Origin of the sequence: Hyalangium minutum, assembly GCF_000737315.1 — a bacterium.
GTDB classification, from domain to species: domain Bacteria; phylum Myxococcota; class Myxococcia; order Myxococcales; family Myxococcaceae; genus Hyalangium; species Hyalangium minutum.
On sequence record NZ_JMCB01000002.1, the window covers coordinates 1 to 24,472 of the forward strand.

General features: G+C 68.3%; 25 protein-coding genes. 13 read left to right on the top strand and 12 right to left on the bottom strand.

Annotated elements, in window-relative coordinates; genetic code table 11:
• On the top strand, positions 1-696 hold a 696-nt coding region (locus DB31_RS03755), incomplete at its 5' end, for a WD40 repeat domain-containing protein (protein WP_044182429.1).
• A gap of 124 nt (positions 697-820) precedes the next feature.
• Positions 821-2,260 (top strand): serine/threonine protein kinase, encoded by a 1,440-nt coding sequence (locus DB31_RS03760; RefSeq protein WP_044183778.1) that lies wholly within the window; start codon positions 821-823, stop codon positions 2,258-2,260.
• A gap of 16 nt (positions 2,261-2,276) precedes the next feature.
• On the opposite strand, the gene DB31_RS03765 is transcribed toward DB31_RS03760, so the two are convergent.
• From DB31_RS03765 to DB31_RS03775, 3 genes are all read right to left on the bottom strand, one after another.
• Entirely contained in the window at positions 2,277-2,510 is a 234-nt protein-coding gene (locus DB31_RS03765) for a hypothetical protein (RefSeq protein ID WP_044182432.1), read from the bottom strand.
• Between the two features lie 125 nt (positions 2,511-2,635).
• Complete coding sequence (locus tag DB31_RS03770; protein WP_044182437.1) at positions 2,636-3,316, bottom strand: TolB family protein; 681 nt, start codon at positions 3,314-3,316, stop codon at positions 2,636-2,638.
• 50 nt (positions 3,317-3,366) lie between these two features.
• On the bottom strand, positions 3,367-4,047 hold the full coding sequence (locus DB31_RS03775) for a TetR/AcrR family transcriptional regulator (RefSeq protein ID WP_044182440.1): 681 nt from the start codon (positions 4,045-4,047) through the stop codon (positions 3,367-3,369).
• Positions 4,048-4,153: 106 nt separating this feature from the next.
• Between DB31_RS03775 and DB31_RS03780 the strand changes: the two genes are divergently transcribed.
• Positions 4,154-4,759 (top strand): phospholipase D family protein, encoded by a 606-nt coding sequence (locus DB31_RS03780; RefSeq protein ID WP_044183781.1) that lies wholly within the window; start codon positions 4,154-4,156, stop codon positions 4,757-4,759.
• A 3-nt stretch (positions 4,760-4,762) separates the two neighbouring features.
• Here DB31_RS03780 and DB31_RS03785 read toward each other — a convergent pair whose 3' ends face one another.
• From DB31_RS03785 to DB31_RS03795, 3 genes are all read right to left on the bottom strand, one after another.
• On the bottom strand, positions 4,763-5,467 hold the full coding sequence (locus DB31_RS03785) for a helix-turn-helix transcriptional regulator (protein WP_044183786.1): 705 nt from the start codon (positions 5,465-5,467) through the stop codon (positions 4,763-4,765).
• 80 nt (positions 5,468-5,547) lie between these two features.
• A complete protein-coding gene (locus tag DB31_RS03790; RefSeq protein WP_044182443.1) occupies positions 5,548-6,447 on the bottom strand; it encodes a fatty acid desaturase family protein in 900 nt (299 codons plus the stop codon).
• Positions 6,448-6,573: 126 nt separating this feature from the next.
• Positions 6,574-6,930, bottom strand: a complete 357-nt coding sequence (locus DB31_RS03795; protein ID WP_044182446.1) for a helix-turn-helix domain-containing protein — start codon at positions 6,928-6,930, stop codon at positions 6,574-6,576.
• Positions 6,931-7,848: 918 nt separating this feature from the next.
• On the opposite strand from DB31_RS03795, the gene DB31_RS03800 reads away from it, so the two are divergent.
• The 3 genes from DB31_RS03800 to DB31_RS03810 are packed head-to-tail and all read left to right on the top strand — an operon-like array spanning position 7,849 to position 11,816.
• Complete coding sequence (locus tag DB31_RS03800; RefSeq protein ID WP_044182449.1) at positions 7,849-9,654, top strand: HEAT repeat domain-containing protein; 1,806 nt, start codon at positions 7,849-7,851, stop codon at positions 9,652-9,654.
• A gap of 36 nt (positions 9,655-9,690) precedes the next feature.
• Positions 9,691-10,647: a ParA family protein gene (locus tag DB31_RS03805; RefSeq protein WP_044182452.1), complete on the top strand. Its 957-nt coding sequence runs from the start codon at positions 9,691-9,693 to the stop codon at positions 10,645-10,647.
• 38 nt (positions 10,648-10,685) lie between these two features.
• On the top strand, positions 10,686-11,816 hold the full coding sequence (locus DB31_RS03810) for a hypothetical protein (protein ID WP_044182455.1): 1,131 nt from the start codon (positions 10,686-10,688) through the stop codon (positions 11,814-11,816).
• Between the two features lie 14 nt (positions 11,817-11,830).
• Here DB31_RS03810 and DB31_RS03815 read toward each other — a convergent pair whose 3' ends face one another.
• The gene (locus DB31_RS03815) at positions 11,831-12,928 is read right to left on the bottom strand and encodes a MarR family winged helix-turn-helix transcriptional regulator (RefSeq protein ID WP_044182457.1); all 1,098 of its coding nucleotides are present in this window, start codon (positions 12,926-12,928) and stop codon (positions 11,831-11,833) included.
• 125 nt (positions 12,929-13,053) lie between these two features.
• Between DB31_RS03815 and DB31_RS03820 the strand changes: the two genes are divergently transcribed.
• The 3 genes from DB31_RS03820 (at position 13,054) to DB31_RS03830 (ending at position 14,385) form a co-directional block, all read left to right on the top strand.
• On the top strand, positions 13,054-13,761 hold the full coding sequence (locus tag DB31_RS03820) for a hypothetical protein (RefSeq protein ID WP_052419700.1): 708 nt from the start codon (positions 13,054-13,056) through the stop codon (positions 13,759-13,761).
• A 116-nt stretch (positions 13,762-13,877) separates the two neighbouring features.
• Entirely contained in the window at positions 13,878-14,066 is a 189-nt protein-coding gene (locus DB31_RS03825) for a hypothetical protein (RefSeq protein ID WP_157231819.1), read from the top strand.
• Complete coding sequence (locus DB31_RS03830) at positions 14,053-14,385, top strand: type II toxin-antitoxin system PemK/MazF family toxin (protein WP_044182462.1); 333 nt, start codon at positions 14,053-14,055, stop codon at positions 14,383-14,385. Before DB31_RS03825 ends, DB31_RS03830 begins: the two co-directional genes overlap by 14 nt.
• Positions 14,386-14,451: 66 nt before the next feature.
• Here DB31_RS03830 and DB31_RS03835 read toward each other — a convergent pair whose 3' ends face one another.
• From DB31_RS03835 to DB31_RS03850, 4 genes are all read right to left on the bottom strand, one after another.
• Complete coding sequence (locus DB31_RS03835; RefSeq protein WP_052419701.1) at positions 14,452-16,575, bottom strand: alkaline phosphatase D family protein; 2,124 nt, start codon at positions 16,573-16,575, stop codon at positions 14,452-14,454.
• 96 nt (positions 16,576-16,671) lie between these two features.
• Positions 16,672-17,652, bottom strand: a complete 981-nt coding sequence (locus DB31_RS03840) for a M48 family metalloprotease (protein ID WP_044182465.1) — start codon at positions 17,650-17,652, stop codon at positions 16,672-16,674.
• The gene (locus DB31_RS48560) at positions 17,649-18,203 is read right to left on the bottom strand and encodes a hypothetical protein (RefSeq protein WP_052419769.1); all 555 of its coding nucleotides are present in this window, start codon (positions 18,201-18,203) and stop codon (positions 17,649-17,651) included. The genes DB31_RS03840 and DB31_RS48560 overlap by 4 nt, the downstream gene beginning before the upstream one ends.
• Before the next feature lie 16 nt (positions 18,204-18,219).
• Positions 18,220-20,583, bottom strand: a complete 2,364-nt coding sequence (locus DB31_RS03850) for an adenylate/guanylate cyclase domain-containing protein (protein WP_044182469.1) — start codon at positions 20,581-20,583, stop codon at positions 18,220-18,222.
• A gap of 90 nt (positions 20,584-20,673) precedes the next feature.
• Between DB31_RS03850 and DB31_RS03855 the strand changes: the two genes are divergently transcribed.
• The 4 genes from DB31_RS03855 to DB31_RS03870 all read left to right on the top strand — a co-directional run bounded on the left by DB31_RS03855 (position 20,674) and on the right by DB31_RS03870 (position 23,937).
• Entirely contained in the window at positions 20,674-21,252 is a 579-nt protein-coding gene (locus DB31_RS03855) for a hypothetical protein (RefSeq protein ID WP_240486510.1), read from the top strand.
• Between the two features lie 144 nt (positions 21,253-21,396).
• Positions 21,397-22,602: a hypothetical protein gene (locus tag DB31_RS03860; protein ID WP_044183801.1), complete on the top strand. Its 1,206-nt coding sequence runs from the start codon at positions 21,397-21,399 to the stop codon at positions 22,600-22,602.
• The gene (locus tag DB31_RS03865; protein ID WP_044182471.1) at positions 22,599-23,357 is read left to right on the top strand and encodes a ferritin-like domain-containing protein; all 759 of its coding nucleotides are present in this window, start codon (positions 22,599-22,601) and stop codon (positions 23,355-23,357) included. Before DB31_RS03860 ends, DB31_RS03865 begins: the two co-directional genes overlap by 4 nt.
• 67 nt (positions 23,358-23,424) lie before the next feature.
• A complete protein-coding gene (locus DB31_RS03870) occupies positions 23,425-23,937 on the top strand; it encodes a TspO/MBR family protein (protein WP_044182474.1) in 513 nt (170 codons plus the stop codon).
• A gap of 57 nt (positions 23,938-23,994) precedes the next feature.
• On the opposite strand, the gene DB31_RS03875 is transcribed toward DB31_RS03870, so the two are convergent.
• On the bottom strand, positions 23,995-24,276 hold the full coding sequence (locus DB31_RS03875; protein ID WP_044182477.1) for a hypothetical protein: 282 nt from the start codon (positions 24,274-24,276) through the stop codon (positions 23,995-23,997).
• Positions 24,277-24,472: the final 196 nt, after the last annotated feature.

Below are 24,472 nucleotides of genomic sequence, written 5' to 3' on the forward strand. Positions count from 1 at the left end.
GGGAGCGGGGAGTGCCTGCTGACGCTGAGTGGGCACGCGGGCGGTGTGACTGCGTGCGGGTGGAGTCCGGACGGGAAGCGAGTGGTGTCCGGGGCGTCTGACCGCACGGTGAAGGTGTGGGACGCGGGGAGCGGGGAGTGCCTACTGACGCTGAGCGGGCACGCGGGCGGTGTGACTGCGTGCGGGTGGAGTCCGGACGGGAAGCGAGTGGTGTCCGGGGCGGATGACAGCACGGTGAAGGTGTGGGACGCAGGGAGCGGGGAGTGCCTGCTGACGCTGAGCGGGCACGCGGGCTTTGTGAATGCGTGCGGGTGGAGTCCGGACGGGAAGCGAGTGGTGTCCGGGGCGGATGACAGCACGGTGAAGGTGTGGGACGCGGGGAGCGGGGAGTGCCTGCTGACGCTGAGCGGGCACGCGGGCTTTGTGAATGCGTGCGGGTGGAGTCCGGACGGGAAGCGAGTGGTGTCCGGGGCGTCTGACCGCACGGTGAAGGTGTGGGACGCGGGGAGCGGACAGTGCCTCTGGTCGGCTCACCAGCTCCCAGAAGGACAGATCGCCACGGTAGACGGCGCTCACGAGCGAATCCTCCATGCATCCGCAGAGGCGTGGCGGTGGCTCGGCTGGCGGTGGATGGATCCTGCCACCGGCCGTCTTCGCATTCTCCCAGCGGAGATGTTTGGCCCCCTTCCCGCGTGATGCCAACGGTCCCACGCCAGTGAAATCACACACAGTGGAAGCCAGCACCCAGCTGACCGCATCCTACTCCTCAGGTAAGATGCGGCAGTGGGAGGCCGTCGCCCTCCACCTCCGCGAGGCGACCATGCCGGACGAGTCTTCACTCACGCCGCATCCCGCCTTCCTGCCTCCCGGCACGGTGGTGGGGCCTTGGCGCGTGGTGGCCTGGGCTGGCAGTGGCGTTCACGGGGCCGTGTACCGCGTGGTTCCCATGGACAACCCTCAGGCTCCCCCGGTGGCGCTCAAGCTGGCCCTGATGCCGAGAGATCCTCGCTTCGTGCGCGAGGCCCAGTTGCTTTCGCGCATCCGCCACCCGAGTGTTCCGCAGTTGGTGGGTTCCGGGCTCTGGCTGCATCCCAGTGGGCTTGTCTTCCCCTACCTGGCCATCGAATGGATCGACGGAATACCGCTCTACGACTGGACCCGGCGGAACCGTCCCTCTCAAGCGCAAGTGCTCCAATGGGTGGTGCAGCTCGCGGGAGCCCTCGCTGCTCTCCACGCACAGGGATGCGTCCACCGGGACGTGAAGGGCGCCAATGTGCTGGTGCGGCGCTCGGATGGCCGGGCCATGCTCACCGACTTCGGCACGGGCCGTTACCCGGAGGCCACCACGCTGACGCCGCCCCAGGTGCAGCCCGGCACTCCGGCCTACCGTGCCCCCGAGGCGGGACTCTTCGAACTGCAGTTCTTCTGGGACACCTCGGCTCGTTATCCGGCGGGGCCCGCGGATGATCTCTACGCGCTTGGCGTCACGGCCTGCCGGCTCGTCACCGGCGAATACCCGGAGTTCGCCCATCCGATTCAGGATGCCCAGGGCCAGTGGCACCTCGAGAAGGTGCTCCTTCCCGCCGCGCTCCAGCAGCTAAAGCCGCCCCTGAGAGAGCCCATCCTGCGCCTGCTATCGCTGCGCCCCGAGGATCGCGGCACTGCGGCCGAGCTTGCCCAGGCGTTGGAGTCCGTGAGCGAGCCCTCCTCGGAGAATCCTCCACAGCTCCCGGCTCAGACACCGTCCACGGTTCGTGCGCCCGCGCCAGCCGCGAGGCGTTCCTCCTCCTCGCGTGGACAGGTCGAAGCGGGGCTCTTGGTGGCTGTGGTGATGCTGGGGCTGACGGCCGGATCCTGGTGGCTCGCCCCAAGCCAGGTGCGCGGGAAGCCGGACCTTGCTCGAGCCGAGGCCTCAGGGCCCAGTCAGAAGGAGGGAGACTCGGCAGCGCTCGGGGAGACCGTTGCGGCGATGGTCCAGGAAAAGCCCCCCAGCGTGCTCACGCCCGAGGCTGTGGCAGACGACCCGCTGCCCGAGCCTCAGGAGGGACAGGCGGTCCCGGACGCAAAGGGACGGTGCCAGCACAAGCGGCAGGTCGCTCTCAATGGAGGCTGTTGGGTGCCACAAACGCAGGATGGCGAAGGGTGTGAGTCCCTGACCGGACAGCTCTACAAGGGCACCTGCTACATCCCCGTGCTCCCTCGCGAGCGTCCCCGCCGCCCTCCGACTTCGGGCCCCACGAGGAAGGCTCCGCGCCGGTAGAGCAGGGGAATGGAAGTCACACGGGGAGATCTGCCTGCTGCGGCTCGGCCTTGGCGTCCTTCAGGCCCTTGATCGAGTAGTAGATGCCCGCAGCCACGGCGCCCCCTACGAGCACGAGGGCCGCAGCAGCGCCGCACGCAACGATGGTCGCCGGACTGCCCCGCGCGCTCACCACAATGCCTCGGGAGGCTTCGACCGCCACCTCGATTGCCTTCGCACCGGCCTTCTGGAGGATCTGGCTCTTGGACATGCCCCGGATGTTCAACCGTCCCGCACGGTGAAGCAACCGCACCCCAGCTCCGGGCCTTGCTCCCGCTGCCGTTCCCCTGAACAGCAAGCGGGCGGACGGGACGCCTCGCCGCCCTGGGCTTCCGCTCAGGGTGAGGCGGGCGGCTCGGAGACGTAGAGCTCCTTGAAGCTGCTCTCGTCCTCGCCGATGGGGCCGACTTCCTTGCCCGCCGGATCCACCAGCCAGAACCAGTCATAGGTGCCGCCGCCCAGGAAGTACTTGTGCTTCTGGACGATGAGCTTCCCCTGGTGCTCGCCGCGCGGGATGACCTCCAGGGTGTTGCCGTCCGTGACGAACGAAGTCTTCCCCGAGGCCACGTCCACCTTGTGCACCGAGCTCGACGTCGCCCAGGCCGCGCTCATGAAGTACACGGCCTTCCCATCTGGAGAGAACTGGGGCGCCTGGAGCCCGCCGAGGAACTTCTTCGGATCATCGCTCTCCGCGGACTTCACGAGCTGCCGGGGCTTGCCGCCCGTGGTGCTGATCCACCAGAGCTCATTGGCCTCGACTTCGCCCGCGGCGGACTCCAGCTTCTTGCCGGAGCCCTTGCGGACGAAGACCACGGCCTTTCCGTCCGGCGAGAGGCTCGGCTGCGAGTCCTGTGCCCCGGAGGTCAGCGGGAGCTTCTTCCCGTTGGCCTCCACGAACACGATGCGGCCCTTTTCCTCCACCACGGAGGGGCCTTTCGCCTCGGCGGGCAGGGCGAACAGGAAGAGGGACAGCAGCAGCGGAACAGCGGCCTTCAGGCAGGAGCGGAGCGTGGGCATGGCCTGAGTTGACCCACTCTTTGCCGAGAGGGCAACCCGGTGTGCTCCCGTTAGCGGGCCTCAAGTCCGCGAAGCAACGTCGTCAGCGCGTCCGTTAGCTCGGGCGTGAAGTCCACGCGCAGCGGTGCCATGTGGGGCAGGTCCAGCATCTCGCGCGTCACCGGCGCCACGTCCGCCAGCTGCCGCAGCCCCGTCATCAGCGCGTGCACATGGATGAAGAAGTGCCCGCCCTCGCCCCGCTTCAGGAACGCCAGCCGCTTCTCCAGCAGCGCTCCCACGCGCCCCCCCGCCGCCAGCAGCCGCTCCTGGAAGCCGCGCACCTGCTCCACCGTGACGTTCTGCTCGAGCACCGTCTGCCGCAGCGCCAACAGCCGCGTCAGCGTCTCCTCGCCCTCCAGCGACTCGGCCACCGTGCGCGCCACCTTCGCCCCCGTCCACCGGTCCTCGGTGCCACCCAGCTGCGCCTCCAGCTTCTCGAGCCAGGCGAAGAGCAGGTCCCCCAGCAGCGCCAGGAACAGCGCCTCCTTCGTCGGGAAGTAGAGGAACACCGTCCCCTTGGCGAGCTTCGAGCGCTCCGCCACATCCGCCATCTTCACCTCCGCATAGGAGGTGGCCGTGTAGAGCGCCTGCGTCTCCGCCAGGATGAGCTGACGCCGCGCCTCCTTGTCCTCGTCCCTGCGCGCCCGCTGCGGTCCCGCCCGCTTCGCCTTCGCCGTCCCATGGCTCACCATGCGCCGGTCATGAGGGACCTGAAGTCAGCCGTCAATGACCCTCGGTCACTTCCTGAAGCCCCTGGGACTCGCCGTGAAGGCGAATGTGCGATAGTGTGGGCGCATGATGCGAAGCATGCAGGCGGAGCTGCTCCAAGGCCGCGCGCTCTACCGCGAGGTGGTGCTGGCCAAGCTGGCGCACGCGCGCGAGTCGGTGTGGATCGCCACGGCGAACGTGAAGGCGATGTTCGTGGAGCAGGGCGGCCAGTTCGCTCCGGTGCTGGAGCTGTTCGATTCGCTCGCGAAGCGCGGGGTGGGGCTGCGGCTGCTGCACGCGGAGCTGCCGAGCCGTCCGTTCCGCGAGGCGTTCGACTCGCGCGAGCGGCTGGTGCGCGGCGGGCTGGAGCTGAAGGTGTGCCCGCGCGTGCACTTCAAGGCGGTGGTGGTGGATGGCGCGTGGGCCTACGTGGGCAGCGCCAACCTCACGGGCGCGGGCCTGGGCGCCAAGGGCGAGGACACGCGCAACTTCGAGCTCGGTTTCGTCACCGAGGACTTCGACGTCATCGACCGGGTGACGGCGCTCTACCAGGCCGTGTGGAGCGGTGCCGAGTGCCGGAGCTGCCGGCTGCGCTCGATCTGCCCGGATCCGATTCTTCCCGCGAACGCTGCTCCCGCGAAGCAGAGGAAGTCCGACGGCATCCAGCTGGGCAAGGCTCGCCGCCTGCGCCGCTGAGCGCTACTCGCCCGAGGAGCTCTGCGGCGGGGGCTGCTGCTTGCGCTGCTGGTCACGCCAGGTACTGGGGGACTCGCCCACGAGCTTGCGGAACAAGCTGCTGAAGTGCTGCAGCGAGGCGCAGCCCACCTCCACCGCGACGGCCGTCAGCTTCATGTCCGTCTCCATCAAGAGCTGCTGCGCGGTGCGCACCTGCACGTTGTTCAGCTCGGCCTGGAACGAGGTGTTGGCCTCCTTCAGGCGACGCTGGAGCGTCCGCTCGGACATGCCCATCTCGCGCGCCGTGTCCGCCAGGCTCGCCTCCACCAGCCGAGGCCGAAGCACGCGGTGGAGCTGCTGCAGCAGCGGCGACTCATTCGTGGCCTCGGCGACGAGCTTGTTCAGCTCCGCCATTAGCGCGGTGCCCTGCTCCTGCGTCAGGCCCAGCCACGTGAGCGCCTCGGCCGAGTCCGTGAAGACGCGGCTGGGATACGAGGGGCTCAGCAGGCTGTAGAACCCGCCCACCACCGCGCCGATGATTCCCTCCGGCCGCACCAGCGCCTGGCGCTTCACCGCCACGGCGAAGTCCTTCTCGCGCTGCCGCATGTAGTTGACGAAGAGGTGGAACGCACTGGGGTCCGGTGACTCCAGCCGCCGCAAGTCCACCAGCGACAGGTGCGGCGCCTCCGCTGTCCGCTCCACGTCCAGCACCTGCACCAGCCGGCGGATGAACGGCTCGTCAGCGCGCTGCCACACGATGAACCCGCACAGGTCCGCCGAGGCGTACCAATGCAGGAACCCATCGCCGATCAGGTAACGGCCGATGGGGTCCCGGAGGTAATCGTCGACTCCGTCTGCCGGTCGCACGGTTCGGCAGAATAGCCCCGGATCACCTTCGCCACCCACAAGGGATTGATCGGGGAGAGCGAGGTTTGCAGTGTTGGACGAACGCGGGCCGACGCTGCCAGCTCCTGGGTGGCCGTCGGCAGGTGCTGCCACGGCACCTGGGGCCAGAAGTGGTGCGCCTGATGATAGCCCGCGTTGAAGAAGAAGAAATTATAGAACCGGGACGTGGAGGTGACCGCCAGCGAGTCCCGACGCGTCGAGTCCGACTCGTAGTGCGCCGCCAGGTTGAGCCAGAAGATGGAGACCTGGCCCACCAGCCACAGGGCGAACAGGCTCAGCCCCAAAGCCGGCTCCCAGAAGACGAGCCCCAGCAGCGTGCCGTCCACCACCACGAAGTCCAGCACCAGCTCCAGGCGCTGCGTGCGCGTCTTCGCCGCCCGCCACACGTTGCCGACGATGGCCCACGGCCAGAACCACGGCTGCAGCGCGTTGCGCAGCACGTAGCGCACCGCGCCCTCACCGGGCTGACGGCGCCCCCAGTCTCCGGGCCCGTCGTTGTACTTGTGATGGTTGAAATGGAACAGGTAGTAGCCCCGGTACGGGAAGCCACATGACAGCCCGAGCGTCCGCGACACCCCCCACTTGAGCGCCGCGGGCTTCGCGATGGGCACGTGCATGTGGTTGTGCAGGACGGCGTAGTTCCAGAACAGCACCGCCCAGCCCGCCACTAACATCGCCGCCCGGCCTGTCCACGTCAGGTGGTTCCAGCTCAACACGAAGGCGGGGAACCAGGCCCACCACAGCGCGTGTACCGCGAGGCTCGGCAGGTCCAGCGAAGGGGACGTCGTTTGGGGGGGGCGCATGGGGGCGATGTACGCCCCTGCCGCCCCAGGTCGCTTCTCTCCATGCGCCAAGGAGTTGCGAAAAAAAGCCAACCGGCGCGCGGAGACTTCAGCCGCTCGGCCTTCCTCCGCGGGAAGGCCGAACGGTCAGCGGATGGCGCCAGCCACCTGGCTGATGAGGCGCAGCTGCGCGGGCTCGAGGCGCCGCAGGGTGCGAAGCACGCGACGCACCTCGGGACGCTCGCCGTACTCCGGCGGATCCTCCGCCACCGCCACCGGCTTCTCCGCCGACGCGACGCCCAGCAGCACGTCCGACGAGCAGTTGAGCACCAAGCACAGCCGCCGCAGCGTCTTCACGCTCGGCAACATGTGGCCGCGCTCGAGCCGGCCATACACCTCGGTGGCAATGCCGACGCGCTCAGCGACATCGGCCTGGGTCAAGTCCAAGCGCTGCCGTGCGGATCGCACGGAAGCTCCAATGATAGCTGCCAGCTTCTGTTCCATGGCTGCTGACACCTGCGAAGAAGGGCGTTGACCCTCGGTGTCGCGAGATGCGCCATCGAGGGAGTCGTCACTCGTTGTGAGCGACGGCGTAAGAGGGACATTACGGAGGGAGTCTGACATCCCAGGATCCTCGTAGCCGCCTCGGGAGGACTCTCCGCTCGCACCGCACGCGCACACCCCGTGCCGTCGCAGTGACGTACCGCACACAGTTCTACCTGTGCCGTCGTGAACAGGCGCCAAGGCCGATTTCTCGGCTTCCGAGCAGCCTGTGGGAGAATCAACCCGCAGCGTTGGAAATGAGTGGATCAACTTTGCGGTGGATCAACGCTTGCCGCCCTCGAAACGTTCCGAGGCCGAATTTCAGGCTCCGGAGCGATGTTTCCTTCGGAATCTGGGGGGCATGTCCTCGCTGATCAACCCTGCCTGATGGGATGGCCAGCCAGCGCGGCAAGCGCCACGCACGCGCGCGTGCAACACCTGCCCTCGCACGGCTGATCAGCTCGCGGTCCGCGCGTGAAGGTGCCGCATCCCGCCGTCTTGCACAGCATGGCGCGCGGTGCTGACGCGCTCGCACGCGGCGCTCTGTGATGGCCCGAGGACAGATGCGCGGCGGGCCTGCGTCATCACCTCGAGAGGGGGGAAGGGCTGCTGCAGGCTCCCATGACAGCCAGGAGGCCGGGCGCTGGCTCGTGCGCACACCCCTCCTGTACGCGCCGAGGCCGAAAAATCGGCCCGCGCGGTGTTGTCAATGGGGTTGAGGCCCGATCAGGCGAAAGCCTCAACTATTTCGGGGGTTTACCTGCCATTCGGGTCTGACATAAGGTGCCCGGACCCCGTGCCCAGGGGGGGGCTTGGTGTCCTATGTAGGACAGCCCTCCCAGAGCACCCCAGCGCCTTGTGTGGAGGGCTCTTCAAGTCGTGAGTGACGAGCGTCCGGACGCGCTGCTCAAGAGCGCACTCGAAAAGATCGTCTATTTCGAGGCCCGCGCGGACCAGCTGCATCGCGAGCTGGAGGCAGCCCGGGAAGAGGTGGGGAGCCTCAAGCGCGAGCTGTCCGAGACGGGGCGGCGCGAGATTGTCCTCCGGCGCGAGCTGGCCGAGCTCGAGGTGCGCGTCAACCGCGCCCACACCGAGCGCGATGAGCTGGCGCGCCTCAACAAGGCGCTGCGCGACGAGCGCACGCAGCTCATGGGCAAGCTGCTCGATGCCACGCGCATCCACACGGCGGATCAGGTTCGCGATGACGCGGACGATGATCTCGGCATCGACCTGGCCTCGTTCATCTCGCAGCTGCGCAGCGAGGCGCTGAACCAGTCGGGCGCGGCGCACCCTCACGCGGAGGCTCCCGCTGCTCGCTTCACGCCCGCTCCGGTGGCCGCGAAGCCCGCGCATGAGTGGCCTCCTCCGCCGGTGCCGGATGAGCCGCGCGTGCCGCCGGGGCTTTCGGGGCTCGTCGTGGCGGCGGCGGTGGTGCCGAAGGGGAGTGGGGCGGTGGCGGCGTCGCCCGTGGTGCAGCAGGCACAGCGCCTGCGCCACGAGGGCCGGTTGGCGGTGAGCCCGCAGCAGTTCGCCGAGCTGTCCGGGCAGATGGGGCCGGTGGGCAGCCCGGACGAGACGCTGTTCGGCTTCTCCGTGCGCGAGCTGTCCTCTCCGAACCCAGCCGCTCGCATTCGCGCCGCTGAGAGACTCAAGGCCCTGGCTCTTCCCGCCGCGGCTCCCGCGCTCGCGAGCGCCCTGCACGCCGAGACGGATCCGGCGGTGCAGGTGGTGCTGCTGCAGACGTTCGCCGGGCTGTGCCGGGAGGAGGGGGCCTCTGTTGTCTCGTCGCTGCTGGCCTCGCCCGTGGCCGAGGTCCGCATCTCCGCGCTCAAGGCCCTGCTCACGCTGGCGCCCGATGAGGCCGCGCCGCACCTCGCCCAGGCGATGAAGGATCCGGACCGCTCCGTGCGGCGGCGGGCCTCGCTGCTCGCGGTGGGCCTGGAGGGCGCGGCGGCGCGGCGGCTGGGTGAAGAGGCCATCCACGACAGCGTCCCCGAGGTGCGCGCCCTGGCCGCGCTGGCGCTCGGTGCAGCCAATGGCGAGGGGGCCCGGACGCTGCTGCTCGAGGCGCTCATGGATGACGAGCTCCGCGTGCGCAAGGCTGCCGCGCAGAGCCTCTCGCGCATCCTCGGCCACGATGTCTCGTCGGTGGTGGGGCTGGACGAGCCGCAGCGGCGGCGCGAAGTCCGTCGGCTCGCCACGCTTCCCTCCCAGCCCGTGCGTGCGCCGCTCAAGGCGAGCCCGCCCCCGAGTCCTGTTCCCGTGGTGGAGCTTGTCTCTCCGCCTCCCGCTGTGGCCCGCGCCGCTGCTCCCGCGCCTGTGCCTGCTCCCGCAGCGCAGCCGGTGGCCGCGGCTCCCGTGACGCTGGCGCGCACGGTGCCGGCGTCTGCTCCCGAGCGCTCGGGCTCCGTCCGGACCGCCCTGGCGGTCATGGGCACGCGGTCCTCGCCCGGGGAGCCCTCCGCGGCCGAGCCGAGCGCTCCCGGGGCGCGTCCGGGCCCCTCGCCGGTGGAGGCGCTCTGCACGTCGCTGATGGCGGACATCCGCTCGGCCATCCGGGGGCGGTCAATGGGTGAACTGACGGCGGTTGTCTCCGCTCCAGTCGAGCTGGCTCAGGAGGCATTGACCCTCCTGCTGGCCCGTGGGGCTGTGGTACGCCGGGGGCACAAGTACTTCGTGGCATGACGCCACGTCGCCCTGGGGTCGAACGAAGGGTTCTCGATGGAAGCTCCAACCTACACCGCCAAGCAAGTAGCCGAGATGCTCGGCGTGTCCGCGAAGGAGCTCTCCCAGGCCCTGAAGAAGGACGCGTACACGCCGGATGACCTGTGGGAGCTGCGCGCCACGCTGCAGAAGTACCCGGAGGTCATCACCCACCGCCGACAGCTGTTCCTCAACTTCAAGGGCGGCACGGGCAAGACGTCGCTGTCCACCTCCTATGCGTGGCGCCTGGCCGAGCTGGGCTACGCGGTGCTGCTCATCGACTTGGACAGCCAGGGCCACTCCACCAAGTGCCTGGGCTACGAGGGCGAGGACTTCCCGAAGACGCTGCAGGATGTGCTGGTGCGCAAGGCGCCCCTGTCGCAGGTCATCCAGAAGTCCACGCTGCCCAACCTGGACTTCGTGCCCTCCAACCTGAGCATGTCCACGGTGGACCTGGCGCTGATGCCCATGGCCGGCCGTGAGTTCAAGCTGCGCAACGCGCTGAAAGAAGTCGAGGCTCAGTACGACGTCATCGTCTTCGACGCGCCTCCGTCCTTCGGCCTGCTGAACCTCAACGCGCTGATGGCGGCCAACGACTTGTTCGTCCCGGTGCTCGCCGACTTCCTGTCCTTCCACGGCCTGAAGCTGCTCTTCGAGACGGTGCAGAGCCTGGAAGAGGACCTGCAACACGTGCTGGACCACGTGTTCATCGTCGTGAACTCCTTCAACGCCACTTTCAAGCTGGCGAAAGAGGCACTCGAGGCGCTGCAAACGCACTACCCCGAGTACCTGCTGCCGACCATCATCCGGCAATGCACCAAGTTCGCACTGGCCTCCAGCGAGGGCCGCCCCGTGTTCGTCGCCGACCCGGCGAGCAAGGGCGCCACCGACATCCAGGCCATGATTGACCATGTTCTGCCGCTGATGGCGGCCACGGCGCCCAAGGCCGGCGCCAAGGCCACCAAGGCCAGCTGACCCTTTCCTTCTCTTCCTCCTCCGCCCACTGCTCGCCCATGAAGAAAGCCTTCGAACAGAATGTGTCCCGCGCCAAGCCGCGCGTCCGCCTTGGTGCGCTGACGGGCCTCCTGGATTCTCCCGAGGGTGCCGAGACCGCCGAGGACGCGCCCGAGCCTGTCGCGGAGGCCCCCGCGCCCGCCGCCCCGGACCTGTCCTCCGAGGTGCGTGCCCGCATTGAGCGTGCGAGGGCGCCTCGTCCCACGGCGGCCGAGGCGATTGACGCGGCCCTGCGGGCCCCGCTGTCCCAGCCCGAGGCGCAGGCGATGGCCGCGGTGCACTCCGAGGTGTTTGGGCCTCAGGCCGTGGCCCCGCCTCCGCGGTTGACGGCGGCGGAGCCCGAGCCCGTGGTGGCCTCCACGCTCACCGCATCCGTGGAGGTGCCGGTGGCGCAGGTGGCCGCGCCCGTGGCGCACGGAAATGCGCCGGCGACGGAGGTGGAGGTGCAGACGCCGCCCTCGCCCGTGGAGGACATGGCGCCGGAGGCTCGGCGCGAGCGGCTGAAGGAGCGGCTCAAGGCGGTGCGGGAGAACCCGCGTCCAGAGCCGCTGCCGGCCTCGGTGTCCGAGGCGGGGATGCGGGCGGTGGAGCGCATCAACGCGCTCCAGGTCGAGCTGAACCGGGTGAAGGGGCTGAACCTGACGCTGACGCAGGAGCTGGAGGCGGCGCGGCGGCAGTCGGAGAAGGCGACGGAGGAAGCGCGCCTGCGGATGGACGAGGCGCGGAGGCTGTCGTCGGAGATGGAGGGCCGGGTGAAGCTGCTCGGCGACCTGGAGCGCGAGCTGGCGGCACTGGAGGGCGAGCGGGACGAGGCGATGCTGTCGCTGCAGGAGTCGCGGCAGGCGCTGCAGGCGGCGGCCGAGGAGCGCGAGGAGTTGGAGGCGGAGGTCGCCAAGGGCACGCAGGCCCTGGCTGACAGCCTGTCCGAGGAGGAGCGGCTGGCGGCGGAGCTGGAGACGGCCAAGGACGAGGCCGCCTCGCTGCAGCGCGCGGTGGAGACGCTGAAGAGCGAGCGGGACGTGCTGGCGCAGCAGGTGGCGGCGCTCACGGCGGAGCGGGCCGAGCTGCTCGAAGCGCGCAAGGCGCTGGAGGCGGTGCACCGCGCGCTGAGCCAGGCCACCGTCCGCTGACGGCGGGCCCGCGCTCAGCGCGAGAGGACGCTCAGGTTGCTGGCTCCGCCCACGAACTCGATGTCGTAACGGTCCGCCACGCTCTTGAAGTCCGGGCTCTCCAGGTTCATCGCCCCGCCCACGGATCCCAGGCGCTGCTCCTGGAACGCCAGCTTGCTCACGCCACCCCGCACCTGGAGCCGTGCGGCAGCTCCAGGAGGAAGGTGCAGGGTGAGATCGCTCGCGCCTCCTGTCACGCGGATTGGCACCGTGCCCGATGGCCGCGGGAGCCTCACGACACAGTCGCTGGCACCCCCCAGCAGCTCCAGCCCCTCGAGCTTCAGCGCGCTCAGCTCCGCTTCCAGCTTGCTCACGCCTCCCTTGAGCTCGAGCTGCCAGGGAATCGCCGCGTTGAGGGAGATGTGCGCCCCCTGCTTGCGCCAGTCGAGCAGCGAGAAGCGCTGATACTGGATGGAGACCGTGCCCGCCTCCTCCTTCACGGTGGGCGGCTTTCCCTCGAAGCGCGCCAGGTAGAGGAGCTCCGGTGGCGCATCGGTGCGCAGCGTCACCCGTGAGGCCCCGGTCATGAACCGCAGGCGCCCACTCTTCAGCGCCCCGAGCGGGCTGGAGAACTCCCCAGGAGGCCCCTCGCTCCGGTTGCCGGAGTCGGTGCGCAGCTTCCCTGTCTCGTCGCGCAGCACCCCCGCGGTCCGGTGGAGGAAGTCCACGAGGAACTCCAGCTGCTCCTCGGAGTTCTCCTCCACCAGCTCGCCCATCGCCTTGTCTGAGCTGCTGAACAGCGCCTCGAACTCCTCGCTCCGCTCAGGCACGGCCTCGATGATGACGTGCCGCCGATCGTTCGGATCCCTCACCCGCCGCGCCCACCCCGCCTTCTCCAGCCGGTCGATCAGCCCCGTCACTGCCCCCGACGTCAGCCCCGTCAGCTCTGCCAGCTTCCCCGCTGTCACCGCCCCGTTCCGCTCCAGGATGCTCAGGCACTTGAAGTCGGTCAGGTTGATCCCCAACCGCTCCGCCAGCGCCTGGCTGAACAGCACGTCCTGATCACTGAAGTCCCTCAACTCCCGCAGCAGCGACTCCAGCAAAGCCGCGCGCTTCCCCTGCCCACTTGACATGGTGGTGAACTCCTCTTATTTCTAGAACATCTTAGCTACTAAGATATCTCGCCTCGAAGCCTTTCGCACCGTCAGTATACACGCATCCACCTCAAACCACCCCGTCGAACCCCAGGAGCCCTGCCATGAACCCCTCCATGCCCCACGACCCGGCGTCGAAGTCCTCTCTGCCCCCGGAGGCCGCCGCCTTCCTCCAGAGCGAAGGGGAGGCGCGTGAGTTCTCGGCCCCGCTCGGTGAGGTCACCAGCGGCCGGCTGGAGTTCATGCAGGGCGCCTCGCGCATCACCCTGCGCGTGGACCCCACGATGACGGAGCTCTTCCGCGCCCGGTTCACGGGCCCGGTGCCCGAGGTGCGCGCAGAGAACGGCACCATCGCGGTCCGCTACCACCTGTCGTTCTCCTCGTGGCTCCAGCTGGCCCTGCCGTGGAGCCAGGCGAGCGGGGAGATCGTCCTCAACGGCTCCATCCCCTGGCAGCTCGAGGTGCACGGGGGCGCGTCGGACATCTCGGGAGACCTGAGCGCGCTGCAGCTGCGCTCGCTCGACGTGGGAGGTGGGGCCAGCAACATCCGCCTGCGGCTGCCCAAGCCCGCGAGCGTCGTCCCCGTGGAGATCCAGGGAGGCGTGAGCAACGTCGTCTTCCACCGCCCCGTGGGCACCGCGGTGCGCATGGAGATCGACGGAGGCGCTGCGGATCTCGACTTCGATGAGCAGCACCTGGGCGCCGTGGGCGGCTCCACCCGGCTGGCCAGCCCCGGCATTGAGGATCGGCCTCACCGCTACGAACTGCGCATCCGGGGCGGCGCCAGCTGCATCACCGTCAACACGCGCTGAGCGGAGGGGAGAACGGACTGGCGAGCGTCGGCTTGAAGTTCCGGGCATCGCCTCATAGCCTTCTTCCAGGCGCTCCCATGGACTCGATGCTCACTGCAGAAGATCTCTGGCCTCTCGTGCAGAAGCTCTCCCACGACGAGCAGGTCCGTCTGGCGAAACTTGCGCTGAGCGCCGCTGCGAAGAGCGGCGGTTCGGATGCGGCGAGCTACCGAGCCAGTCCTCCGGGCCGGGAGGAGTTCTCTTCCGAGGAAGATCCCCTGGCGTGGGAAGCCGAGGGCTGGGACGAGTTCAATGCTCCGCGGTGAGCTCCGGTGGTACACGTTCGCCTCCCCGGACAAGCGGCGACCCGTTCTGCTTCTCACGCGCGACGAGGTCATTGACGCGCTCAACGAGATCATCGTCGTGCCTGCCACGCGGACCATTCGCGGGCTGGAGACAGAGGTGCTGCTGTCACCAGAGGACGGGATGCCGGCGGTGTGCTCCCTCAACTTCGATCATGTGAGCCTCGCTCACCGCTCACGGCTCGGGGCGCTCATCACCCGCCTTCCGCCTGCGCGTTGGCCGGAGGTCGAGCGCGCGCTGCTCATCGCATGTGGGTTCTCTGACTCTGCAAGCGGGAGCTAAGCCCCAACCCAGGAGGAACGCCCGGGGAGCGCGGCGCATGGGACGCGCCCCCCAGGCCAGGACGCATCAGGCGTTCGTGATGGTGCCGTTCTGCACGCGCAGCGCGTGGGTGATGAACTGCCGCTGCAGCTCGTTCGGCGTCCGCTTCGTGTAGTCCTTGTGGACCTCGCTGCTGGGGAGCAGGTGGTAGGTGGCCAGCACCTCGCCGGGCTTGGCCTCCACCACGAGGAAGCCATGCCGATCCGCCTCGGAGAAGACCATGTTCGGGTTGGCCGCCCGTAGCGTCTGGTCCGTCTCCACGGCGATGTACCGGTAGATGGGGCTGCCTTGCGCGAAGCCCGCGCCCTGCACCGCCGTGCCCGCCTCCTCCTTGATGGAGCTGGAGGAGATGGACGGCGCCGTCAGCGTGGGCACGCCCTCCTCCACCGAGGCGAACGAGGCATGAATGTCCCCCGACAGGAAGACCGCGTTGCTCACGTTGTTCTTCACGTACGTGAGCAGCTCTTTCTTCTTCGTCGGGAACCCATCCCACTGGTCCGTCGTGAAGTAGAAGCGCTGCCGCAACGAGGCGTCCGGGATGTCCGTCTTCTGCCTCAGGTCCAGCATCAGCGCCGACAGCGACACCGAGCTGACGATGAACTTCCACGTGTTCGCCGCCTGCAGCTTGCCCTTGAGCCACGTCTCCTGCTCGGTGCCCAGCGCGTTCTCGCTGGCCGTCTGCGTGGCCGCGTAACGGTAGGCCGCGTACAAGTCATACGTGTCCTTGATGACGATGTTGCGCGTGCCCCGGACGTCGAACGGGTTCAGCTTGCCCATGTGCACGAAGGCCAGGCCCCGGGGCTTGCCCGCCGGAGGAATGGCCAGCGCACCCGCGCCCGCTGCCGCCAGCACCTGGTTCACGTAGGCCAGCGCCAGCTTGCCCTTCACCCACGTGGCCGCCTTCGCCGAGGCCTCCTGCTGCGTGAGCCCCGCCTGCTGCGACTGTGCCACGTATACCTGCCGCAGCGTGGCCCTGTGCTGCTCGTACTCCGTCGCGTCCAAGTCCACATATGCGAACAAGTCGTTCGCGAAGGCCGGCGTCGCGCCGAGCGCCGCCAGCACCGTCTCGTCCATCACCACTGCGCCCGGGTAGCCGTCCTCGGGGATGAGGTGGTCCGGACGGTAGGTGCGGTAGTCGGTGACGATGAGCTTCACGTGCTTGCCGAACTCGAAGTCCCGGTAGATGCGCGTGTTGGGGTACTTCGGCTCGGCGTCCACGTCGATGGAGCCCTCGCCGGCGGTGCCCGCCGTGTCGATGGGCAGGAACTCGAAGAACGCCTGCTCCGCGTTGCGCCGCCGGTCGTCCTGCTTCTCCGTCCGCCGCCCGTTCTCGTACGTCGCGTTCGAGCCCCAGCAGTCGTTGGAGAACTCGTGGTCGTCCCACATGTTGATGAACGGGTAGCGCTCGTGGACTTTCTGGATGACGGGATCCGAGCGCACCGTCTTGTACAGGTCGCGGTAGTTCGAGAGCGACTGCGCCGCGTAGTACTGGAAGAAGCCCGTCTTCTGGACCAGCGCCTCCTCCGGCTTCTGGAACTTCACCTCGCGCAGCGTGTTCGTGGACTGGAAGGCCGGGTCCCCCGTGGTCTCGTAGATGTAGTCGCCCAGGAAGACGATGGCGTCCGCGTCCAGGCCGAGCTGCGTCAGGCGTTGCCACGTGTTGTAGTAGCGCCCCACGTAGTCCTGGCAGCTGGCGACCACGAGCTTCACCGCCACGTCCTCCCCCGGCGCCGGCGCCGTCTTGGTGCGGCCCACCGGAGAGACGAAGCGCTCGCCGTCGTGCTCGTAGACGAAGCGGTAGTAATAGGTGGTGCGCGGCGACAGGTTCGTCACCTTCACCTTGAGGGCGTTGTCGTGCGCAACCAGCGCCTGGAGGCCCTTGGGGTTGGCGATCAGCGTGCCGAAGCTCTCCTCGGTGGAGACCTCGAGCGACAGGGTGACGTCTCCGCCATGCTCCTCATCCACGGCGCGCGTCCACAGCACCACGCTGTCGGGGCGTGGATCTCCCGAGGCCACGGACTGCGGGAAATAGGCGCGCGACTGCGCTGCCTGCTGCTCGGTCGTCTCTTCTTCGTTGCAGCCAAACGCAGTCGTCGCCGCGACCGCGACGATGGACTGCAAGAGGGTGCGGCGGTGCAGTTTCTGGGACACGGTTCCCCCATTGAGTGAGCCGGGGCATGGGGCTCCCGGCGCGCGCAGCGTACTTCCCGGCCTGCACTGCGGGAAGAGAGGGGGAGGAGTCGAGCGCTACGGCTTGCCGCGGGAGGCCGAGCTCTTCACGGAGGCGGCGAACTCGGGAGGCAGCGGAGGCTGTACCAGCCCCTCGGTGCTGGCGAGCGGCTCGGGGAAGTCCGCGGTGGGCTGCTGGGGCCCTTCCAGCATCGCCACCAGCCGCTTCACGCGATCCACCTTCTTCGGGTGCTTGGCAAAGCTGTTCCGCCCGTCGGGGATCTTGGCGAGGAACTCCAGGTACTCCCGTGGGTCATACCCGGCGGAGACGAGCAGGCGGACCGCTTCCTCGTCCGCAGCGTACTCCTCGTTCTTGTCCAGGCCGTTCTCGGTCAGGTCCTTCACCGTACTGTCCGCGAAGTTCCCCAGCAACTCCAGGTGGTGGTCCAGGTCCAGCACACCGTTCCACTTGCCGAGGACTCCGTTCAGCTCATCCGAGAACCGGGGCGTGACATCGAGACCGAAGTGGCTCACCAGCTTGTTGTTCTCGCGGCTGTTCACCGCCCGCTCGCACTGCGACACCTTGAGCTTGCCGTAGCGCGTCAGGACATGCTTGCCGGTGATGTGGGCAATCTCGTGCGCGAGCACTCCGGCGAGCTGCGCCTCGTTCTCCACGCCTTGGAGCAGCCCCCGCGTGACGAAGACGTAGCCTCCGGGGGCGGAGATCGCGTTGAAGGACTCCGGGGTCTTCAGCACGCCGAAGGTCCACCTCAGCGTGGGGCGCTGAGACTGCGCGCCCAGGTTCTTTCCCACGACGTTGACGTAGTGAACGAGCTTCTCGTCCGTCTCCAGCGGGAGCAGCCCGCCGCCCTGCTGAACCCAGTTGAGGGCCACGGCGCCGCCCAGCGCGTATTCCTCCTCCACCGAGGGAGGCTGCGCCAGCTTCTGGCACTCGGCGCGCTCTTGCTTCGCTTGCTTGGACGTCGCCGGGATCACCGAGCACGACAGCGTCAGGGCGCCCAGGCCCGCCACGAAGGGCTTCCAGGAACGGGCGCTCACTTGCCACCTCGCGAGGCCGTGGTCCGGGGACCCACCACGGGGAAGAGCTTGGCCTTGCTCGCATGCGCGGCCAGCTCCTCGGAGGTGATCTTCTCGGAGTGCGTCTCGAGCGCCTGGAGTTGCTTCACGGCCTCCTGGAGGTCCACATCCTGCTTGCCCTGACCATACTTGATGGCGCCATCGCTCAGGCCCCTCACCGCCGCGCCCGAGCTGGCGAAGACCCCGGCGTTCACCTCTTTCTTCCCCCCGTCCTGGGCGACGAGCTCCATGCTGGGGGCCTGCTTGGAGAGGTTGGACTGGAAGACCACGCCCTGCTTGCCAGACACCTTCACGTGGTGCCACTGCTTGGCCTTCGGGTCCGCGCCCAGCCACTCCACCGTCTGGCCCGGCTGGAGGATGGCCACCACGTTGGCGGTGGGGGCCGAGCTGGCCATCAGCCGGGTGTTCCGGGCCTTCACATACAAGGTGGTGGCCTGGGTCTCCGCCGCCCCGGCGGGGCCCAGGGCACACAGGCTCAAGGCGGCGGCCAGCAGTCGGACTTTCTTGCGCATGGGCATCGTGAGCACCTTATGACTTGTCCAGGCTCGTGACGCCATCCCACTCAGGGGGAGGAGGCGTCTCCGCGTACTCCTGGCAGCGCTTGAGCAGGGCGGCGGTGGGGCCATCCTGCGGAGCCCTCGACAGCTGTGTGTCCAGCACGATGGACGCCTCCGAGAAGCGCCGCAGCCGGTAGAGCGCCAGCGCCTCGTGGTAGCGATTCACCGTCTCGCGCTTCTCCGAGGACAGCTCGCCCCGGAGCGCCAGCAGCTCGTACACCCGCACCGCCTCCTTCTTCCCCGCCACGCGGACCTGATCCAGCTCGCGTACCTCGATGGAGTCCTTGGCCAGCTCGTAGGTGCGAGGGCCTATCATGATCAGCGAGCCGTAGGCCTTGTTCGCGCCCTCCAGCCGCGAGGCCAGGTTCATACCGTCGCCCATGGCCGTGTAGTCGAAGAGCTGATCGCTGCCGAAGTTGCCCACGAAGAGCCTGGCGGTGTTGATGCCGATGCGCGTGTACACGTCCGGCAAGTTCTTCTCCCGGAACTCCTCCCGGAGCCGTTCCACCGCCGTCTGCACCGCCAGCGCTCCCTTGCACGCGCGCACCGCGTGGTCCGAGTGGTTCACCGGCGCGCCGAACAGGCACACCACCGCGTCGCCGATGTACTTGTCCAGGCAGCCGCCCTCGTACAGCAGCGCCGAGCTCACCCGCGTCAGGTACCGGTTCAGCACGCTGACCAGCATGCGCGGGTTGTCCCGGAAGCTCTCGGAGAAGCTGGAGAAGCCTCGGATGTCACTGAAGAACGCGGTGATCTCCCGCTCCTCGCCATCCAGCCGGGGCAGCTCGCTCTCCTCGATCATCTGCTCGATGAGCTTCGGCTCCATGTACCGGCTGAACGCCTCGCGGATGAACAGGGCCTCGCGGTTGGCGAACAGGTGGTTGGAGGCCGTGGCCCCCAGGCTCGACAGCAAGCCGGCCGCCGCCGGCAGCGCCGCCAGTGGGTGCACACGCCCCAGCGCCAGGCAGACGCCCACCCCCATGAACACCACGGGCACGATGCCCAGCAGCCACACGAACTCCAGCACCGGCCGCCGCAGCGTCATCAGCAACACCGACGAGAACAGCGCCAACCCCAGCCCGAAGAGCACGCTGACCCAGAACGGAGTCTCGGTGATGAAGCGGCCCGCCAGCAGGTTGTCCAGCACTGCCACCTGCTTGCTCACGCCCGGGGTGAGCGCCATGAACGGCGTGGACTTCTGGTCCGCCAGCCCCAGCGCCAGGCCGCCCACGACGACGATCTTCCCGCGCAGCACCTCCAGGTCCTCCTTCCGCCCGGCCTTGCCTTCCTGGCGCAGCCCCCACGAGTCCAGGACATCGGCGACCGGGACAAGAGGGAAGCGCTGGTAGAGGGTGCCGCCGAAGTCGATCTCCGCGCTGCCGTCCTCGTTCACCTGGAACTCGCGCGAGCCCAGCCGCATCGTCCGGCCGGAGAACTCCAGCTCCTTCGCGCCGAACAGGTCCGCGGCCAGCGCCACCGGGAGCGTGACGAACGGGTTCACCCCATCCGAGTACGCGAAGCGGGTGCGCCGCATGCTCCCGTCCGGATCCGGCTCCACTTCCACCAACCCGAAGCCCCCCGCCTCCGGCAGGAGGACCGGCAGGGGAGGCACGATGTGGCTTGGCACGCGCAGGCCCGGCGTGGGCTCGTACTCCAGGAGCGGCAGCTCGCGCCCATTCGTCTTCACAGGAAAGGCCAGCACCTTGGCAGTCTCGATGGGATCCGTGGGCGCCTGGGAGGGGTCCTCCTGCTCCTCGAACTCCTCGGCCTGCTGCGGCGCGGCATCCTGCCCAGGCGCCTGCGCGGGGAGCGGGCGGGGGGGCGTGAGCGCTCTCGGGACGTGGACGGGATCCACTTTCGGGAAGGGCGGCGTGCTCGGATGCGCGGACATGCCCAGGTAGAAGGGCATGCCCGTGTCTCGCACCGCCTGCGCGAAGCTCTCGTCCGTGCTCGGATCCGTGCTGCGCTCGTCCATCACCATGTCGAAGAGCACGGCCTTCGCGCCTCGGTACGCCAGCTCATCCACCACATGGGCCCACAAGTTGCGGGTCCACGGATAGTTGCCGAAGTTGCGCGCGTAGGTGGGGTTGTTGCGCACTCGCTCCAGGCTCGGCTGATCAATGGCCAGCACGACGATGTCGGAGGACACTCCCTGGCGGTGGGTGAAGCGCGTGAGAGCGCTGTCATAGAGGATGCGCTCCAGGTTGGGCAGCCACAGCAATCCCAGCTTCCAGCTCCCCGCGGCCACGGCCGTGGCCGCCACCGCCATGCCCACCATCAGCGCCAGGTGGTTGCGGAGGCGCAGCCGTAGGATCCTCCCAGCGTCACTCGCCATGCTTCATCCCCATGGGCGCGGACTCTATGTCACCTTGTCCGTGCGCAGCAGCCGCCTCGGGTGCATTAGACTGGGGGGGCTGCCAGCGGGGTGGGCTTGGAACTCGAGAAGCAAGGGCGTGAGAAGTTCTCCGGCAACACATTCCTGGCCTATCTCCAGGGCCTGGACGCACTGGGCTTGCGCTCCGTGGTGCGCGCCATGGTGCCGCCGCGCGTGCAGCGGATGATGGACCATCCGCCCGCCCCCACCGCATGGCTGGACACAGACGAGCTGCCGCTCATCTTCAACGCGGTGATGAAGCTCCAGGGCCTGGAGGGCATGCGCAAGCTGGGGTACGCGGCGACGCAGGGCACCACGGCCCGCTTCCTCCAGCCGTTGATTCAGCTGACGCTGTCGAAGCAGGGCCGCCACCCAAGCGTGCTCTTGTCGCAGCTGTCCTCCATCTTCCGCCCCTTCTTCCAGGGGATCGACTTCCACTACAAGCAGGAGGGACCGCGCTCGGGCGTGCTGCAGATTCGCTCGGTCACGCCCATGGGCGCTGCGTCCTGGGCCGCCTGGGAGGGCACGCTGCGCATCCTCTACGACGAGTGCGGCGTGAGCACGGGCGTTGTCGGACACAGCCAGATCTCCGAGCAGGGCCGCCTGGCGACCCTGAAGGTGCGCTGGTAGTCCCAGAGAGCGGGCACCCAGCCGAGCCACCGTCCCAGCCCGTGGAGTCCCAGCCACGGACTTCAGTCCATTGCCGCGAGCCGAGGCGTGTCGAAGCTTTAGCCGCGACTCATTCACCCCTGTGTGAACTCAAAGGAGCGGGACGTGGCCCTGGATCTCTTCAAGGAGAAGGGGGTGCCGCTGGATCGACAGGTCTTCACCTGGAAGGACCTGGTTCAGCGCACCTATAGCAAGCTGGATGACGACGCCTTCACCCGCGTCCGTGTCATCCTGATGAATGGCATCGAGGCCGATTCACTGCGCTTCAAGCACATCGCGGCCCGCTTCAGCCGCCAACTGCGCGAGCCGCTCGCGCTCATCCGCCGCATGGAGCACCACCAGCAGACGATGGTGAACTGGCTCAACCCCGCGGACCAGAACCCGCTGGAGACGACGCTCGGCTTCGAGCAGGTGGCCATTGAAGTCACCGCCAGTGTGGCCCAGCGCGAGCCGGACCCGTACATGGCGCAGACGTACCGCTTTGGGCTGCTCGAGGACTTTGACCACCTGTACCGGTATGCCGCCCTGTACGACCGGCTGGAGGGCAAGGATCCGAACTCCCTCATCCAGTCCTACTCGGACATCCGTCCGGGCCGACCCACCGCGGTGGAGCACCGCCACCCGCTGGATGATCTGCGGCGGCCGTACGACATGCGCACGGCACACCCGCTCACCAAGATTCACGCGCTGCTCATCACCGCGGCCGAGTTCCAGACGCACGACTACTACATGACCATTGGTCCGATGTTCGCGGACCCCGTGGCCCGCCAGCTCTACGCGGAGATCGCCTCCATCGAGGAGCAGCACGTCACCCAGTACGGCTCGCTGGTGGATCCGGACGAGTCGCTGCTGGAGAAGTGGATGCTGCACGAGGCCATGGAGCTGTACTGCTACCAGTCGTGCCTGGCCTACGAGGGCAACCCGCGCGTGAAGGCCATCTGGGAGCGCTTCATGGACTACGAGCTGGGCCACCTCCACTACGTGATGGAGCTGTTCCAGCGGCTCGAGGGGCGTGATCCCGCTGAGGTGCTGCCGGCCACGCTGCCCGACCCCGTGGAGTTCAAGAGCCACCGCGAGTTCGTGCGCCGCGTGCTGAACCAGGAGGTGGATCTGCGCGCCAACGGGCCGGACTTCGTGGACAAGGCGGAGCTGTCGCCGGGACACCGCTCGATTGTCTACCGCGACGCGCTCAACGCCGAGGGCTCGCCGTCCGAGACGGCCGCCGCGGGCTACCAGTGGACGCCGGGCACCGAGGTGGCGGCGCGCGGACAGCGCCTCGTCACCGGGCCGGAAGGGAGGCTGCAGTCATGAAGAAGACGTCCAGTGATGTGGGGCTCAACCGCACGGGCATCCAGACTTCGCCCATCGACAGCAAGGAGGCCATCGAAGGCGCGAAGGCGGGCATCCCTAGCTCCATGGGCACCGAGGCTGGCATCCTCGAGGTGCGTGCCATCTACGCCCGGGAGAGCGACGGCTTGGGCACGGTCCCCGTGCCGGCCACCCTCAAGGGCATGTTCACCACGGCCAAGGAGCTGCTGAAGGGCAACAAGCCCACGGTGTTCATCGACAAGCTGGGCGAGCGGCTCAGCTTCGAGCGCACGGGCGTGAGGCTCTACGAGGCGGCCCTGGGCAAGTTCGACATCCACGGCACGTGGGCGGGTGGGCCCTCGCGGGAACAGCTGGAGAAGATCCTCAGCGATGAGCTGTCTCACTTCGTCCTCATCCGCGAGGCCATCGAGAGGCTGGGCGCGGATCCGACGGCGCTCACGCCCTCGGCGGATCTGGTGGCGGTGGCGTCCATGGGGATTCCGCAGGTGCTGCAGGATCCGCGCACCAACCTCATTCAGTGCCTGGAGGCGCTGATGGTGGCGGAGCTGACGGACAACTCGGGCTGGGAGCTGCTCATCGAGCTGGCCGAGGGCTTGGGGCAGACCGAGCTCGTCGAGCAGTTCGAGGCCGCGCTGGGCGTGGAGGCCGAGCACCTCCAGTTGGTGCGCCGGTGGCTCATCGCCGGGGTGACGGGCGAGGCCGGTGTCCGCGAGGAGGCGGGCATCCCCGCGATGTAGTGCCCATCTTCAGGGGGGAGAGCGGTGGAGGGTCCGCTCTCCCTTTCTTTTTGCCTGGAGGAACAGCATGCAGCCGAGCCCAGCGTTGAAGAGCCCGTCGTTGAGAGCGGAGTCCGCCGCAGCACTCGGTGTCTTTGGTGCCCTGACTGCGGGGGCAGGCGCTCTGGGGGCGCTCGTGACGGACCATGGGACCCAGCTCTGGTACCGGCGGCTGCGCAAGCCTCCGTTCCAGCCGCCCAGCGCCGTGTTCGGACCGGTGTGGACGGTGCTGTACGGCCTCATGGCCGTGTCTGCCTGGCGGGTGTGGAACCGGCCGGCCGGGCCTGCTCGCTCGCGGGCTCTGGGGCTGTGGGCGCTCCAGCTTGGCTTCAATGCCGCGTGGAGCTGGCTCTTCTTCGGGAAGCGCCTCAAGCGGACTGCGCTCGCGGACATCGGCGCGCTCGGAGCCAGCATCGCGGCCTATATCGCGGCGGCCCGGAAGGTGGACAAGCCGGCCGCGGCCCTGGTGGCGCCGTACCTGGGATGGGTGTGCTTCGCTGGCCTCCTCAATGAGGAGCTTGTCCGCAGGAACCCGTCTTGATGCGCACCTGGACGTCCGGGGGAGCAGGGAGGCACCCCCCGGGCGTTGGGTCAGCTGCTAGAAACACTCAGTGCTGTACTGCGAGTACGTGCTCGTCCTGCCCCACACGGACCATGAGCCGCAGTAGCAACCCCTGCCGCCGATCTGCGTGGAGTACGTCGCGTCGCTGAAATACGCCGTGTAGTAAGTCTCCCCCGCACAGTCCGGAATGGCATCTTCGCGGGTCTGCAGGTTGGACGGCGACGGCTCCTGCGTGGCCTCGTCGGCAACGCTACCGCCACAGCCCACCATCAGACCCATCACCAGCGACAGACTCGCAGCCCACATCGCGTTCTTCATGTGACCCTCCCGTACAGAAAGTGAAGGGCTGAACGTTAAGCCCGGGATTTCGGGAGGCTCAAGAAAAGTCGCAGCCGCCTTGCACGGGACGTGTGGGCCGTCCCGCCTCAACGAAAACTTTCAGAAAGTCCTTCGGGAAGATCTGCGCGGCCCGCCGTTCCAGAGGGGAATGAACGCGGTTGCCCTACACAACATT

Excerpts from the sequence above, each read along its gene's own strand:
- DB31_RS03760 (WP_044183778.1), top strand. The coding sequence starts at position 821 with ATGCCGGACGAGTCTTCACTCACGCCGCATCCCGCCTTCCTGCCTCCC.
- DB31_RS03765 (WP_044182432.1), bottom strand. The coding sequence starts at position 2,510 with ATGTCCAAGAGCCAGATCCTCCAGAAGGCCGGTGCGAAGGCAATCGAG.
- DB31_RS03770 (WP_044182437.1), bottom strand. The coding sequence starts at position 3,316 with ATGCCCACGCTCCGCTCCTGCCTGAAGGCCGCTGTTCCGCTGCTGCTG.
- DB31_RS03775 (WP_044182440.1), bottom strand. The coding sequence starts at position 4,047 with ATGGTGAGCCATGGGACGGCGAAGGCGAAGCGGGCGGGACCGCAGCGG.
- DB31_RS03780 (WP_044183781.1), top strand. The coding sequence starts at position 4,154 with ATGCGAAGCATGCAGGCGGAGCTGCTCCAAGGCCGCGCGCTCTACCGC.
- DB31_RS03790 (WP_044182443.1), bottom strand. The coding sequence starts at position 6,447 with ATGCGCCCCCCCCAAACGACGTCCCCTTCGCTGGACCTGCCGAGCCTC.
- DB31_RS03795 (WP_044182446.1), bottom strand. The coding sequence starts at position 6,930 with ATGGAACAGAAGCTGGCAGCTATCATTGGAGCTTCCGTGCGATCCGCA.
- DB31_RS03805 (WP_044182452.1), top strand. The coding sequence starts at position 9,691 with ATGGAAGCTCCAACCTACACCGCCAAGCAAGTAGCCGAGATGCTCGGC.
- DB31_RS03810 (WP_044182455.1), top strand. The coding sequence starts at position 10,686 with ATGAAGAAAGCCTTCGAACAGAATGTGTCCCGCGCCAAGCCGCGCGTC.
- DB31_RS03815 (WP_044182457.1), bottom strand. The coding sequence starts at position 12,928 with ATGTCAAGTGGGCAGGGGAAGCGCGCGGCTTTGCTGGAGTCGCTGCTG.
- DB31_RS03820 (WP_052419700.1), top strand. The coding sequence starts at position 13,054 with ATGAACCCCTCCATGCCCCACGACCCGGCGTCGAAGTCCTCTCTGCCC.
- DB31_RS03830 (WP_044182462.1), top strand. The coding sequence starts at position 14,053 with ATGCTCCGCGGTGAGCTCCGGTGGTACACGTTCGCCTCCCCGGACAAG.
- DB31_RS48560 (WP_052419769.1), bottom strand. The coding sequence starts at position 18,203 with ATGCGCAAGAAAGTCCGACTGCTGGCCGCCGCCTTGAGCCTGTGTGCC.
- DB31_RS03850 (WP_044182469.1), bottom strand. The coding sequence starts at position 20,583 with ATGGCGAGTGACGCTGGGAGGATCCTACGGCTGCGCCTCCGCAACCAC.
- DB31_RS03865 (WP_044182471.1), top strand. The coding sequence starts at position 22,599 with ATGAAGAAGACGTCCAGTGATGTGGGGCTCAACCGCACGGGCATCCAG.
- DB31_RS03870 (WP_044182474.1), top strand. The coding sequence starts at position 23,425 with ATGCAGCCGAGCCCAGCGTTGAAGAGCCCGTCGTTGAGAGCGGAGTCC.
- DB31_RS03875 (WP_044182477.1), bottom strand. The coding sequence starts at position 24,276 with ATGAAGAACGCGATGTGGGCTGCGAGTCTGTCGCTGGTGATGGGTCTG.